We start from the raw sequence: 13,324 nt of genomic DNA on the forward strand, positions 1-13,324 counted from the left end.
TGTTGTGTGTTTACTTATAGGCAATCTGCGTAAAATCGTCTTTTTTTATCATATCCGTCGAATATTGAGGCGTACTGGCCGACAGATAGATAACAGCCAAATCGGGATTTCCTGTACAATATGCATATATCTGCTGTTGATTTTTATCCAAAACACCCATATTACTGTAAAAAATCAACCCACATTGGCTCAAATCCAATTCCGTCAATCGGTTCGATTCGCAATGAAGGAATGAAAGAGCCCGATTGTTTTGAAGAGATAGCTGAGTCAAAAGATTATTATTACACCTAAGATCATCCAACCGACTACAAGATGAAACATCCAAATTGGTCAATTGGTTATCATTACAGTTCAATTCTTCCAAATTTGAGAGAGATACAGATAATTGTGTGAGTTGATTACCCGAAAGCTTCAATATCTTCAAGTTATCTAAATCAGGTACATTAAACTCTACTAAGTTATTAGACGAACAATCCAGCTCTTCCAAATTTTTCAAAGTTGTCAGCTTTGAGAAATCAAAAGAAGACAAATCATTATATGCACATCTCAACGTCGTCAGTGTAGTAGGTAGATTAGTCAATTCTTTCATCTCATTGAACGAACAATCCAATTCTTTCAAATTCTTCAAATTTGCCAATCTCGAAAAATCAAAAGAAGACAAGTCATTAGCAGCGCATTTCAATGTTATCAGAGCTTCAGGCAAATTGGGCAATTCTGTTAGCTTATTATACGAGCAATCCAATATTGTCAAATTTGTAAATAGCTCTATCCCCTGTAAAGAAGATATTTGACGACTGGAACACCAGATAGACGTAACCGAAGCGGCCTCCTGCGGTGTCAATATACCATCGGAATTTGTATCGAACTCTGCAGCAAGATATGCCCTGAATTGCGCATCAGGAATACCCACGAGAATATCTTCTATATTTTCAGGTTCATACGGCGACTGGTATTTGACATAGGCCCCCAATATCGTGTTGGCTGCCGACAAAATATATTTCTCCACATACAAACGTGCATAGACATAATAGCTATCCCTTTTATATCGAACGAAGTAGCCCGTGCCCTCTTGTACGGCAACCTTGGGAGCCCACCCTCCTGAGGGAGCCTCTCGCACATTACCCAAACCATTGACCGCTCCTACCGAACAAAATTCAAGGCCAGAATAATTCGGAACAAAATTATCCCCTTTATCAATATAAAAATCACCCACCTCAGGCAGATTGACAACCGTCCGTCCATTATTCTCATTGCGAACCGAAACAAGGACAGTTCCCTCTGGATCGGGAACTGCATCACCTCCATTCCCCAATGAGGTACCATCATCCGGAACGAGCCCCTTATCCTCCTCCGTACAGGCATTACCCCCTATCAGCAGGGCAACCAACGCCATCATCATAAAAAATTTTGTCTTCATAACAGTAAATATTAAGGATTAAACTTAGTGCTACTCCAGACAAAAAAAACGTGGACAATTTGCACTATCCACTGATGAGGTCTTGGCGTACCCGAGAAAAGAGATGATGCAAACGCCCACGCCGTATGAACAGCGCGAACATCAACTTTGCTCTTCCTTTTCTCTTAAAACCGCCAAGTTTCATCAGTAAGAAAGAAAAGCCAATGCGCTTTTTATGTCGTAATATGTCTGCCCGCCCCTCGGGCGAACGAAACAAAAGTAGTGCTTTTTCTTAAAAAAACAAAATCGGCATCACCTTTCTGCCTATACTCCTCTCGCCACTTGTGCTCCCCGTGGCATTTTGCACGGCGACACTCGGTCATTCCGCGCCACGACGCGGAATCCAGGAATACCCGGGCATGGCATAACTCAGGACGCACGAGCCGTGCGTCCCTACTCCACCCTCTGCCACCCAGAAGCTGGACCCCGCATCGGGGGCGAGTGACACACTATGTTCATTCTTCTCTACAGCGAGAAGAACGAACCAAGAAGCGCCGCCGCTGTTATCGGGCTATCTCGTTCGGAGACTGGCGCCGCCCTCGGGGGCTGCGGAACTCGCTGCGCTCAGACAGTCCTCGCCCTCACTCCTCGGTCGGCTGGCCTCCTCCCGGCCCGATAAAGGCGGGGGTATCGCTACTCTACACAGAAAATGTCCCGGACATTTCGCAGTACGATATCCAAAGATATACCGGCCTATCTCGTCATTCCGCGCTGCGACGCGGAATCCAGAAATACCCGGGCACGGTATAACTCAGGACGCACGAACCGTGCGGCACTACTCCACCCACTGCCACCTCCAGAAGCTGGACCCCGCATCGAGTGTGGGGTGACACAAAGCCCCCATCGAATGCAGAGCGCCCCTCTCCCTCAAAAAAAATACACCCACTCACTAAAAAAATATTCCGAAATATTTGGTTTATATTATAAATCGATTTATATTTGCAGCATCAATACTTTCCAAGGAGAGACCATATAGCTATATAGTTTATAAAATAAACCAATTTGTAAACCTTAAAATTTGAACGTATGAAAGAGAAAAAACTGAACGAAAAGGAGAGCCTGGAGCTCATCACCCAAATGATTAGGCAGAGCCGGAAGAATATCGGGACCGGAAGCGGTAACCGGTTCCTGCTCTACGGTTACCTGGCCGTAGTGCTTGCTGTCGTGGTCTTTGCGCTGGTCAGCACAACCGGCAGCTCGGTATGGGCCGCCGCCTGGTTCCTCATGTTTGCCCCCTTTATCTATACAACGGTACATGACCGCAAGCACCGCCCCACGGTGATTACCTATACCGACCGCATGATCGACGAGACGTGGAAGGTGATAGGCACCCTCTTCGTCATCACCGTACTGACGATGATGATTCTGGGTTATGCCCTGGGGAGTGTCAACTTCGGGCTGATGATGCCGTTGGCTCTTATCTACTGCGGCATAGGAACCTCGATTACGGGGCTGGTGATTAAAGACTCGGTGCTGGCCTACCTGCCGCTCTTCGGACTGGTCTTTGCCATCTACATGCTGATGACCCTGCCTGCCTTGCAGCACGTACCTGCCACCTGGCACCTCTACTTTGGTATTTCGTTTCTGATTATGATGGTTATCCCCGGGCATAACCTGAACGCTAAATGTCGTAAGTGATGCTGCGCGAACTGAATCCCCTGCTACACTCGCAACTGCGACTGGCCATCGTGTCGATACTCCTCTCGGTAGACGAAGCCGACTTCGTCTACCTGAAAGAGCAGACGGGCGCCACGGCGGGCAACCTGAGCGTGCAGATAGACAAACTGGCGTCGGCCGGATACATTGGGGTGAAGAAAGAGTTTGTAGGGAAAAAGACCCGCACGACCTGCCAGATTACCGAACGGGGCCGCGATGCGTTCGAACAGTATGTCGAGGCGCTCAAGGAGTATCTGAAACTGTAAGCGAGGCATCATGCGGTAGCCAGAAGTAGCGACGTCTGTGTCATTCCGCGCCACGACGCGGAATCCAGAATTACCCGGGTAAGAATTCAGGACGCACAAGCCGTGCGTCCCTACTCCACCCACTGCCACCTCCGAAGCTGGACCCCGCATCAAGGTGCGGGGTGACCCTCTCGTCATTCCGCGCCACGACGCGGAATCCAGAAATACCCGGGCATGGTATAACTCAGGACGCACGAGCCGCGCGTCCCTACTCTACCCACTACCACCTCCAAAGCTGGACCCCGCATCGAGTGTGGGGTAACACAATGCGCATCGGGGTATGGAGTGACGCGCACAAATACACCACGGGCCGGCTCGATTGATTTCGAGTCGGCCCGTGTTAGCTTTTTCTGCCACGCTTAGAGCAGAGCCTTCACCTTAGCTTCGAGGTCGGCCTTCGAGGCAGAACCTACGTGCTTATCTACCAGTTTACCCTCCTTGAAGAAGAGCAACGTGGGGATATTGCGGATGCTATACTCGGCGCTGATATCGGAATCGTCGTCGACGTTATATTTACCGATAATCACTTTGCCTTCATACTCTTCGGCGAGTTCGTCGACCGAGGGGGCGATAGCCCGGCAAGGGCCACACCATTCTGCCCAGAAATCGATTACCACGGGTTTGCCCGAAGCAATCAGCTCCTTTGCATTTTCATCATTGATTTTCAATGCCATAGTTCTATCTGTTTATAATTTATCGTTATCACGTATTACGGAACAAAATTAGGTATTCTGTGGTTGAGTCGCAAACGATTATTCATTTATTTTGAAGGTCACCTCTTCGTTCTCGTTGAGGAAATCGATGAGCTCCTCGGTAATCATGGGACGACGCCGCGAGCGCAACCGCACCGACTTGCCCAGCTCCGAATCGTAAATCTTGAAGTTGAGTTCGGCCTTGTGCTGATGAGCCGGCGGCATAAAGTCGGAGAGGGTCTGGATGAAACCGTTCTTCACGAGGCGGGCCGGCATCTCGATGGTGATGGAGTTGAGCATCGTGCCCTTCAGCTCCGAGAGCAGTTTCATTTCGAGTATCTTCAGGTCGATGCGTCCGGGGGTATACTTCGAGGGGACACAGCGGGCCCGCACCCACACGAAGGTGCCGTTGTTGGCACCGAACTTGCCGTAGTCGATGAAATCCTGCCCGAAGAGAGGGATGTCGTCGGCCCCCGAATAGTCTTCGATCTTGATGAATCCATACTGCCCGCCGCGCTTGCCGATGCCGGTGCGGTAGTCGACCACCACGCCGCCGAAAGTGAGCTCCTTGTCGAGCAGCGCCTCGCGGTTCTTCAAGTCGGTCATACGGGTGTTGCAACCGTAGAGCAGTTCCAGTTTATAGGCATCGAGAGGGTGAGCCGAGAGATACATGCCCACGAGCTCGCGCTCCTTGTCGAGCCGCTCGATGTCGGAGAGAGGTACACCCCGCGGTATCTCGGGCGGAGTCGTCACGATAGAGGAGTCGCTGCCGAAAAGCGAAGCCACCTGCGACAGCTTGTCGCTCTGTACCTTCACTCCGTAGCGTACCAGCGTATCGAGGAAGGGCTCGCCCTTGCTGGTCATGGCCGAAAAGTCCTCGCGGTGAATCTCCTTGAACGAATCGAAGGCCCCCGAAATGGCCAGCGACTCGATGGTCTTCTTGCCACAGGCCGAGAGGTTGACCCGCTCGACGAAATCGAAAATGCCCTTGTACGGACCGTTGGCCTCGCGCTCCCGCACGATGGCCTGCACGGCCGAGTCGCCCACCCCCTTGATGGCCCCCAGACCGAAGCGGATGTTTCCCTTCTTGTTGACCGAGAACTTGTACTGGCTCTCGTTGACATCGGGGCCCAGCACCTGAATCTTCATGGCCTTGCACTCGTCCATGAATTTGGTGATTTCGGTGATGTTGTTGAGGTTTCGGCTGAGCACGGCCGCCATGTACTCCGAGGGGTAATTGGCCTTGAGGTAGGCGGTCTGGAAAGCCACCCACGAGTAACAGGTAGCGTGGCTCTTGTTGAAGGCGTAGGAGGCAAACTTCTCCCAGTCGGCCCAAATCTTCTCGAGCACCTCCTTCTTGTGACCGTTCTTCTCGCCGCCCGAAATGAAGAGGGGCTTCAAGGCGTCGAGCTTGTCTTTCAACTTCTTACCCATGGCCTTACGCAGACCGTCGGACTGACCGCGGGTGAAGTTGGCCAACAGACGCGAGAGCAACATCACCTGCTCCTGATAGACGGTGATGCCGTAGGTATCCTTCAGATACTTCTCCATGATGGGGATGTCGTAGACGATAGGCTCCTTGCCCTGCTTACGGGCGATGAACTGGGGGATATACTCCATAGGTCCCGGCCGGTAGAGGGCATTCATGGCGATGAGGTCTTCGAAGGTGGTGGGATGCAGCTCGCGCAGGTACTTCTGCATACCGGCCGACTCGAACTGGAAGGTACCGGTCGTGCGGCCGGCGCTGTACAGCTCGTAGGTCTTGGGGTCGTCGATGGGAATCGAATCGATGTCGAGGTCGATATGTCGGGTCTGCCGGATGTTCTCGACCGCCTCCTTGATAATCGAGAGGGTTTTCAGCCCCAGAAAGTCCATCTTGATGAGGCCGGTATCCTCGATCACGCTCCCTTCGTACTGGGTCACGAGCATCTTCTCGCCGGTCTCCTTGTCATCGGCCGTGCTCACAGGCACCCAGTCGGTAATGGCATCACGGCCGATAATGACACCGCAGGCATGCACGCCGGTATTGCGCACGTTGCCTTCGAGCATCTGGGCATATTTCATCGTATCGGCCAGGAGCTGGTCGCTCGAGTTGCAAGCATCTTTCAACTCCTGAACATTTTCGATACAGTTTTTCAGATTGATTTTTTGAGCCTTGCCGTTCTTCTCGGGCAGGCGGTCGGGAATGAGGCGGGTCAGGCGGTCCGACTCGGAGAGCGGCAACTTCTGCACCCGCGCCACATCCTTGATAGCCAACTTGGTGGCCATGGTACCGTAGGTGATGATGTGGGCCACCTTCTCGGCCCCATACTTCTCGGTCACCCACTGCAGCACCCGTCCGCGACCATCGTCATCGAAGTCGACATCGATATCGGGCAACGAAATACGGTCGGGGTTGAGGAACCGCTCGAACAGCAGGTCGTACTTCATGGGGTCTATCTGGGTAATCTTCAGGCAGTAGGCCACCACCGAACCGGCGGCCGAACCACGGCCGGGGCCTACCGACACGTCGAGCTCGGTGCGGGCGGCGTTGATAAAGTCCTGCACAATGAGGAAGTAACCCGGGAAACCCATCGTTTTCATGATGTGCAGCTCGAAGGTGATGCGCTCCAGCACCTCGGGCGAGAGCTCCTCGCCATAGCGCTCGTGTGCCCCCTTGAAGGTGAGCTCCTTCAGATAGTCGGCCTCGAGCTTGATACGGTAGAGTTTCTCATAACCGCCCAGCTTCTCGATTTTCTTGCGGGCCGACTCCTCGTCCATCACTACATTGCCGTTCTCGTCGCGGGTAAACTCGTTGAAAATATCCTCGTCGGTAAACTTGCGGCGATACTCCTCCTCGGTACCGAAGCTCTCGGGAATGGGGAAGGTAGGCATAAGCGGGGCGTGGTCTATCGAGTAGAACTCGACCTTGTCGAGAATCTCGAGCGTATTGGCGAGCGCCTCGGGCACATCGGCAAAGAGGTCGTTCATCTCCTGCTGGGTCTTCAGCCACTCCTGTTTGGAATAGAGCATGCGGGTGGGGTCGTCGAGATCCTTGCCCGTGCTCAGGCAGATGAGGCGGTCGTGCGCCTCGGCATTCTCCTCTTCGACAAAATGGACGTCGTTGGTACATACCAGCTTGATGCCGTGCTTGCGCGACATCTCGATAAGGTGGGCATTCACCTCGTTTTGCAAGACGAAGGTCTCGTGGTTGGCCCGCGGCACGGTGGCCTTGTGGCGTTGCAACTCCAGGTAGTAGTCGTCGCCGAAAATCCGCTTGAACCACAGGATGGCCTCCTCGGCTCCCGCCAGGTCGCCCGTCAGTATTTTGCGGGGAATCTCGCCACCCAAACAGGCCGAGCAGACGATGAGCCCTTCGTGATATTTCTCGAGTTCGTACTTGTCGGTACGGGGACGCGAGTAGAAACCCTCGGTCCACCCTTTCGACACCAGCTTGATGAGGTTGTGATACCCCTTCAGATTCTTGGCCAGCACAATCAAGTGATAACCGCCATCATCGATGGCACCCTTGCGGATGGAGATGCCGTTCACCTCGTTGACCACGGCACTGCGCACCTCGCGCGGAGTGGCCTCCTTGTCGGTGAGCCGACGGCGGGCCACATACACCTCGCAACCCAGGATGGGCTTGAATATCTTGGCTTCGAGGTCGGCTACCTGCTGGCGCAACGAGGCCAGCTCGGCCTCCTTGTCGTCGACCGTTTCGTCGCCCTTCTCGATGGCATCGATGCGTTTCTGTATCTTTTTGATGTCATCCTTCACCGCACCGTTTTTCTTCTTCACCAGATTGAAAAACTCTTTTATCCCGAACATGTTGCCGTGGTCGGTCAGGGCCAGGCCCTTCATGCCGTCTTTCATGGCCTTGTCGACCAGCGCCGGTATGGAAGCCTGTCCGTCGAGAATAGAGTACTGGGAGTGAACGTGCAGATGAACAAAGGGTTGCATATATGAGACTGGATTTAGATTCGTGGGCTTAAAGGTACAAAGATATTCGCAGAGAACGAAGCCGCCGGCCGATGTTTTTTGAACAACTTATACACACCGGCCCGCTCCTGAAAAAGCTGTCCCGGCAGACAACTCTGCCGGGACAGGAATCTCCAAAAGGGAAAATATCGTTTCGCTCACCCCCAGAGAGGGGGGGGGAAGGAATCAGAAGAGCGGGAAGATGTCGACCGGGGCCTGTGTGATGGCCTGCAAACCGTCGGGAGTAACCACATAGGTATCTTCGATGCCTACGGCCCCCACGTGCGGAATCACGAACTTGGGCTCGATGGCAATCACCTGGTTCTCGGCCAGCACCTCTTTCGAGCGGGGAGCCAGCACCGGGGCCTCGTTCACCTCGATGCCCACGCCGTGACCGATGAAACCTGCCTTCTGGGTGTGACCCATGAAGTAGTCGTCCAGCCCCGCCTCGTGCGCTATCTCGACCGCCTTGTGGTAGAGGTCGGACGCAGCCACGCCGGGCTTGCCCATCTGGCTCATCTGGCGGTGTATCTCGATAGAGCAGCAGTGTGCATCGAGTGCTTTCTGAGGCAGTTCGCCTATCGAATAGACCCGGGTCATATCGGTCATGTAACCGGTGAAGTTGCCGCACATGTCGACCATCACCGCCATGCCCGGACGCATGAGGGTACCGTTGGCACCCACCGGTATCGAGCAGCTCATGCCGGCTCCGCCCATGGCAAAATCGTAAGGTGTAGGAGTGTCGGCATTGTCGCCGCAAAGCACATTGCCCATGAATATCTCCATGCTCTGCCCGTTGATGCGGAAGAGCCCCAGGTTGCCGTGCAGACGCAACAGACGCTCGATTTCGATCTGGAGTTCGATGTCGGTCATGCCGTCGCGATAAATCGACTCGATGCGGTGGTACACCTCGGCATGCTTCACGGCCGACTCGCGCAACCGGGCCAGTTCATACTCGGTCTTCACGGCCCGCGCCCCACGCATCACAGCCGACGCGTTCGCCACCTCGGCCTCGGGGAATACGGCAGCCAGACGCACATAATCGCCATGTGAGCCATCCCACTCCAGCGCGATACGCCGGGGTTGCGGCATACCCAGTTCGGTCAACAGGGCAGGTATCTGCTCGGGCTTGTGGATATAGTGCACGCTGTCGCCTTTCAACCCCACGGGACGACGCACGAAATAGTGCGGCTCACCCTTGGCCGGGATATAGGTGTAACCGTTGAACACCCGACCCGACGTGTAATAGAGGTTTGCATTGGTGTGAATCAAGGCAGCATCGGCCCCCACGGCCTGCAAGCCCGCCTGTATTTTTTGACAACGCCGCAAAATCTCGGCATGAAATTCACTCGAGAACATAGCTTATTTACAATTTAAAAAGAATTCGGTAAAATCGGTAAACGAGTCGAAGGCCAGTTCGTAGTCGTCGGTCTGTCCAAAGCCGTAACGCGCATAGACAAAGGGCAGACCCACGCGGTGGGTCTCCTGCCCGTCGGCGTCGATGTCGCCCATGTAGAGCGGTTGTTGCAATCCGTATTTCTCTTTGAGCAGCAGCATGTTGTCGCCCTTCGGCTTGTGCGTGTTGCCAAAGGCGAGCCCCTCGGTAATGTAGGGCGTAATGCCTATGCAAGCCATAAACACGGGCAGGGTGTGCGAGTCGCAGTTGCTCACCAGAAACAGCTTGTACTTGTGCGACAGCCGTTCCAGCCCCTCGACCACCCCGGGATAGGGCGTGCCTCCGTAGCGCGACAGCAAGGCGGGTTCCTCCTGCGCCAGCTCGGCCGAGAAGCGGGCCGCCTCGCCGGGAGTAATATCGGGGAAAAGATTTTCCATAATGCGAGGAATCGGTTTCCCGATGTTGCCGATGAGTGTCTCGCGGGTGACGTGGACCTCGCGGCCCGCCCGGACAAAGACCTCGTTCCAGATGCGGGCATAGGTGTCGACCGCATCCCACAGCGTGCCGTCCATATCGAAAATAAGAGCGTCGGTACGGCTCCAATCTACATGCTTTCTTTCCATGCCGCAAAGGTATGGATTTTATCGGGAAGCTCGCAATACAAACTTGAGGGAGAGATATTAAAAAATGTTCCACCGGAAGAGCCCGATGGAACATCTTGTACACCCGTGGGGAGTCGAACCCCAATCGAAGGAACCGGAATCCTTTATTCTATCCATTGAACTACGGGTGCCGCTAAACGATTCGAGGGAAAAGTACGCCTCGTCGGTGAGAATCTCCCCCTAATTGCGTGGCAAAAGTAAGAAATATTTGTAGCTTTGCAAACAGTTACGGTTAAAATCTTATATAAAAAAGATTATGAATGTTCGCATCGAACCCAGTTGGCAACAGCGGTTACAACCCGAATTTGACAAGCCTTATTTCGAACAACTGACCTCTTTCGTTCGTCACGAGTATGCCACCAAAACGGTCTACCCGCCCGGCAGCCAGATATTCGCGGCGTTCGATGCCTGCCCCTTCGACCGGGTGAAGGTGGTGATTCTGGGACAAGACCCCTACCACGAACCCAATCAGGCTCACGGACTCTGCTTCTCGGTCAACGACCACGTGCCCTTCCCCCCTTCGCTCCAGAATATTTTCAAGGAGATCGAGAGCGACCTGGGTATTCCCGTACCTCAAAGCGGCAACCTCACCCGCTGGGCACGCCAGGGGGTATTGCTGCTCAACGCCACGCTCACGGTCGAGGCGCATCGGGCCGCTTCGCACCAGGGCAAAGGGTGGGAGACCTTTACCGATGCCGTTATCCACAAACTGGCCGAGGAGCGCGAACACTTGGTCTTCATCTTGTGGGGAGCCTATGCCCAACGCAAGGGCGAATTCATAGACCGCAGCCGGCACCTGGTGCTGCAATCGCCCCACCCCTCGCCCCTGTCGGCTCACCGGGGGTTCTTCGGGAACCATCACTTCAGCCAGGCCAACCAATATCTGGTGGCCCACGGCATCGAGCCTATTCAATGGTAAATCATAAAAACAAGCATGGAAAAGATAGATGTAGAACAGAGAGCCGAGAAGGCTCGCCAACTTTTTTGCGAGGGCTACAATTGTGCCCAATCGGTCGTACTGGCTTATAACGACCTGTTTGACGTAGACCAGCAACTGGCTGCCTCGATAAGCGCCCCGCTGGGCGGCGGCATGGGCCGGTTACGCGAGGTGTGCGGTGCCGTGAGCGGCATGTTCATGATTGCCGGACTCTACTACAAAAACGACAAGCCGGGCGATCTGGCCAAACGGAAAGTGGTCTACACGGCCGTGCAGGATCTGGCGGCGCGCTCCAAAGCACTCAACGGCTCCATCATCTGCCGCGAATTGCTCGGGCTCGACCACAAGAGCGACGAACCTACACCCGAACCTCGCACCGAAGCCTACTACAAGCGCCGACCCTGTGCCAACTACGTAGCCTCGGCAGCCCGCCTCATCGGCGAAAAGCTCAACGAAGAGCTGGATAAAGCATGATGCCGCCATGCCCACGCTGCAATACGACCGCTCCGACTCTCAGGTACTCAAGGGTATAGGCATTTTACTCATTGTCCTACACAACTTTTTCCACACCTTCCCCGAGTTCCCGCCCGAGTGCGAGTTTGAATATATCCCCGATAACGTGGGACGGTTTGTCGACACCCTGGGCAGGGGCAACCTGCGCACCATCGTGCTGTCGCTTTTCTCTTTTCTAGGGCATTACGGAGTATCGGTTTTTGTCTTCGTGAGCGGTTACGGACTGGCCAAGCGATACGGACAGAGCCCCGATGCGGGGTGGCGCATTCTGCTGCACCGGGCCACGCAACTGTGGAAGTGGATAGTCCCCATGGCCCTGTTGCTCCTGCTCGACCGCTACTCGGGCCACACCCACATTACCTATCAGTATCTGGAGAATCAAAAGATATGGACCGACCTGCTGGCGATGCTTACCTTTACCGCCAACTTCCTGGTCGGCCGCTTCGTCATTGCCGGTCCGTGGTGGTACTTCGGCATGGCCTTTCAACTCTATGTTATCTATGTGCTGTTTCTGCGCCGGGCCGGTGACCGGGCGGTGTGGATTGCCTCGGCCGTCGCCTGGGCACTGCTGCTTGTGCTTCAAGGGTTGGGCTGCAACGACCTCGTCTTTACCCTCCGTTACAACTTTGTGGGGTGGCTGCCGGTATTCTGCATCGGCATACTCGCAGCCCGACACCCCCTTAGCCTGTCGTGGAAATGGGTATCGCTCGGTTGCATACTCTTCGTGTTGAGCCTTTTCAATCCCTACCTGTGGATATTCAGTTCGGTACTGGTGTTGTTTCCTTTCGCAGCCCTGCTTCCCCTGTTTCGAAAAGGGGCAGCCCGAAGCATCGCTCTTGAACTGGGAAGCTTATCGGCGGCGCTGTTTATTACCCATGCCTTTGTGCGCCAGCAGGTGCTCATCTATGCCGAAACGCTTCCTGTCGCGTGGTCGGGGTTGCTATATTTGGCTGCCAGTCTTGCGGTAGCCTGGGTGTATCGGTGGGTACTGTCATCGTTTTACAAGCGTGTTCACTGGTGATAATGGCCTTTCTCCTTGACCAAAACCACTTTCACCCGATTGTCTTTGAGAATAGCCCTCGATCGGGAAAAGAAAGGTAATTGCCATGCCCAGCGGCGATGCTCCCATGTGAGCAGGTCGACCGAGAAATCGAGATCTCTCAAAAATCCATAATACGATGCGGGGAACGACAGAGCCTCGACGGCTCCGCTTCGGGCTATCTGCTGAATCGAGTCGAGCCGTTCGCCTCGCTCGCGGTCGCTCATCTCGTCGAGATGTGGTATATCGAGGTAACACGAGGTATAATACCCCTCTTGTGTGAAATGGCGCAGGGCCTTCCAGTCGCGCGACTCGACAATGAGCTGCTCCTTGCTGGCACCCGAGCGGGCCAGCATGGCAGTCAGAAGCGACTCGGCCTGCCGGCTGTTGGCTTCGTTCAGATTCTTCAGGTCTATCCACAACTCCCGACCGGGATTCTTGCCCAGAAAATCGAGATAGAGGCCGAGCGACTCGGACGATGGGGTGTCGTGCCCGGTTCTGAAATCGGACAGCTCGGGTACAAACAGCACATCGCACTCGAAATTCTTATACTCTCCTTCAAACTCGTGCAGCTTCTCTATCGTATTGGTCCGGTGCAACCATATCTTATCGATATAATGGTCCACCACTTTGTCGTTACAAAGGGGGATAGTCAATAACGGCAGGCACAACACCAACAGAAAAACGGCACCTAAGCGCCGTTTCATA

11 protein-coding genes and 1 tRNA gene are annotated in these 13,324 nt (G+C 54.2%); 5 read left to right on the forward strand and 7 right to left on the reverse strand.

Translation table 11 applies throughout. The features are described 5' to 3' along the window. Positions 1-10: 10 nt before the first annotated feature. On the reverse strand, positions 11-1,417 hold the full coding sequence (locus tag NW211_RS02210; protein ID WP_258326771.1) for a DUF5036 family protein: 1,407 nt from the start codon (positions 1,415-1,417) through the stop codon (positions 11-13). A gap of 1,065 nt (positions 1,418-2,482) precedes the next feature. Between NW211_RS02210 and NW211_RS02215 the strand changes: the two genes are divergently transcribed. Both NW211_RS02215 and NW211_RS02220 read left to right on the forward strand, forming a co-directional pair. Next, the gene (locus NW211_RS02215) at positions 2,483-3,094 is read left to right on the forward strand and encodes a hypothetical protein (RefSeq protein WP_258326772.1); all 612 of its coding nucleotides are present in this window, start codon (positions 2,483-2,485) and stop codon (positions 3,092-3,094) included. Continuing rightward, positions 3,094-3,378: a transcriptional regulator gene (locus tag NW211_RS02220; protein WP_087409082.1), complete on the forward strand. Its 285-nt coding sequence runs from the start codon at positions 3,094-3,096 to the stop codon at positions 3,376-3,378. The genes NW211_RS02215 and NW211_RS02220 overlap by 1 nt, the downstream gene beginning before the upstream one ends. Positions 3,379-3,776: 398 nt before the next feature. Here NW211_RS02220 and trxA read toward each other — a convergent pair whose 3' ends face one another. The 5 genes from trxA to NW211_RS02245 all read right to left on the reverse strand — a co-directional run bounded on the left by trxA (position 3,777) and on the right by NW211_RS02245 (position 10,258). Continuing rightward, positions 3,777-4,091 carry a thioredoxin gene (gene trxA, locus NW211_RS02225; protein ID WP_087409083.1) on the reverse strand — a complete coding sequence of 105 codons (315 nt, stop codon included), beginning with the start codon at positions 4,089-4,091 and terminating at the stop codon, positions 3,777-3,779. Between the two features lie 78 nt (positions 4,092-4,169). Beyond that, positions 4,170-8,051 (reverse strand): DNA polymerase III subunit alpha, encoded by a 3,882-nt coding sequence (gene dnaE, locus NW211_RS02230; RefSeq protein WP_258326773.1) that lies wholly within the window; start codon positions 8,049-8,051, stop codon positions 4,170-4,172. A gap of 204 nt (positions 8,052-8,255) precedes the next feature. After that, a complete protein-coding gene (locus tag NW211_RS02235) occupies positions 8,256-9,428 on the reverse strand; it encodes a Xaa-Pro peptidase family protein (protein ID WP_258326774.1) in 1,173 nt (390 codons plus the stop codon). A 3-nt stretch (positions 9,429-9,431) separates the two neighbouring features. Beyond that, complete coding sequence (locus tag NW211_RS02240) at positions 9,432-10,088, reverse strand: HAD family hydrolase (protein ID WP_258326775.1); 657 nt, start codon at positions 10,086-10,088, stop codon at positions 9,432-9,434. A 98-nt stretch (positions 10,089-10,186) separates the two neighbouring features. Continuing rightward, positions 10,187-10,258: transfer RNA gene (locus NW211_RS02245), tRNA-Arg, on the reverse strand. Between the two features lie 125 nt (positions 10,259-10,383). Between NW211_RS02245 and ung the strand changes: the two genes are divergently transcribed. Genes ung through NW211_RS02260 form a run of 3 tightly spaced genes read left to right on the forward strand, consistent with a single transcriptional unit; the run spans position 10,384 to position 12,598 of the window. Then, positions 10,384-11,046, forward strand: a complete 663-nt coding sequence (ung, locus tag NW211_RS02250) for a uracil-DNA glycosylase (protein ID WP_087409087.1) — start codon at positions 10,384-10,386, stop codon at positions 11,044-11,046. 15 nt (positions 11,047-11,061) lie between these two features. Further along, entirely contained in the window at positions 11,062-11,538 is a 477-nt protein-coding gene (locus NW211_RS02255) for a C-GCAxxG-C-C family protein (protein ID WP_087409088.1), read from the forward strand. A gap of 7 nt (positions 11,539-11,545) precedes the next feature. After that, a complete protein-coding gene (locus NW211_RS02260; protein ID WP_258326776.1) occupies positions 11,546-12,598 on the forward strand; it encodes an acyltransferase family protein in 1,053 nt (350 codons plus the stop codon). Here NW211_RS02260 and NW211_RS02265 read toward each other — a convergent pair. Then, positions 12,589-13,323 (reverse strand): gluconate 2-dehydrogenase subunit 3 family protein, encoded by a 735-nt coding sequence (locus tag NW211_RS02265; protein ID WP_258326777.1) that lies wholly within the window; start codon positions 13,321-13,323, stop codon positions 12,589-12,591. The genes NW211_RS02260 and NW211_RS02265 overlap by 10 nt on opposite strands. Position 13,324 lies beyond the last annotated feature (1 nt).

The organism is Barnesiella sp. ET7 (genome assembly GCF_024733785.1).
Taxonomy (GTDB): domain Bacteria; phylum Bacteroidota; class Bacteroidia; order Bacteroidales; family Barnesiellaceae; genus Barnesiella; species Barnesiella merdigallinarum.

Excerpts from the sequence above, each read along its gene's own strand:
- NW211_RS02210 (WP_258326771.1), bottom strand. The coding sequence starts at position 1,417 with ATGAAGACAAAATTTTTTATGATGATGGCGTTGGTTGCCCTGCTGATA.
- NW211_RS02215 (WP_258326772.1), top strand. The coding sequence starts at position 2,483 with ATGAAAGAGAAAAAACTGAACGAAAAGGAGAGCCTGGAGCTCATCACC.
- NW211_RS02220 (WP_087409082.1), top strand. The coding sequence starts at position 3,094 with ATGCTGCGCGAACTGAATCCCCTGCTACACTCGCAACTGCGACTGGCC.
- trxA (WP_087409083.1), bottom strand. The coding sequence starts at position 4,091 with ATGGCATTGAAAATCAATGATGAAAATGCAAAGGAGCTGATTGCTTCG.
- dnaE (WP_258326773.1), bottom strand. The coding sequence starts at position 8,051 with ATGCAACCCTTTGTTCATCTGCACGTTCACTCCCAGTACTCTATTCTC.
- NW211_RS02235 (WP_258326774.1), bottom strand. The coding sequence starts at position 9,428 with ATGTTCTCGAGTGAATTTCATGCCGAGATTTTGCGGCGTTGTCAAAAA.
- NW211_RS02240 (WP_258326775.1), bottom strand. The coding sequence starts at position 10,088 with ATGGAAAGAAAGCATGTAGATTGGAGCCGTACCGACGCTCTTATTTTC.
- ung (WP_087409087.1), top strand. The coding sequence starts at position 10,384 with ATGAATGTTCGCATCGAACCCAGTTGGCAACAGCGGTTACAACCCGAA.
- NW211_RS02255 (WP_087409088.1), top strand. The coding sequence starts at position 11,062 with ATGGAAAAGATAGATGTAGAACAGAGAGCCGAGAAGGCTCGCCAACTT.
- NW211_RS02260 (WP_258326776.1), top strand. The coding sequence starts at position 11,546 with ATGCCCACGCTGCAATACGACCGCTCCGACTCTCAGGTACTCAAGGGT.
- NW211_RS02265 (WP_258326777.1), bottom strand. The coding sequence starts at position 13,323 with ATGAAACGGCGCTTAGGTGCCGTTTTTCTGTTGGTGTTGTGCCTGCCG.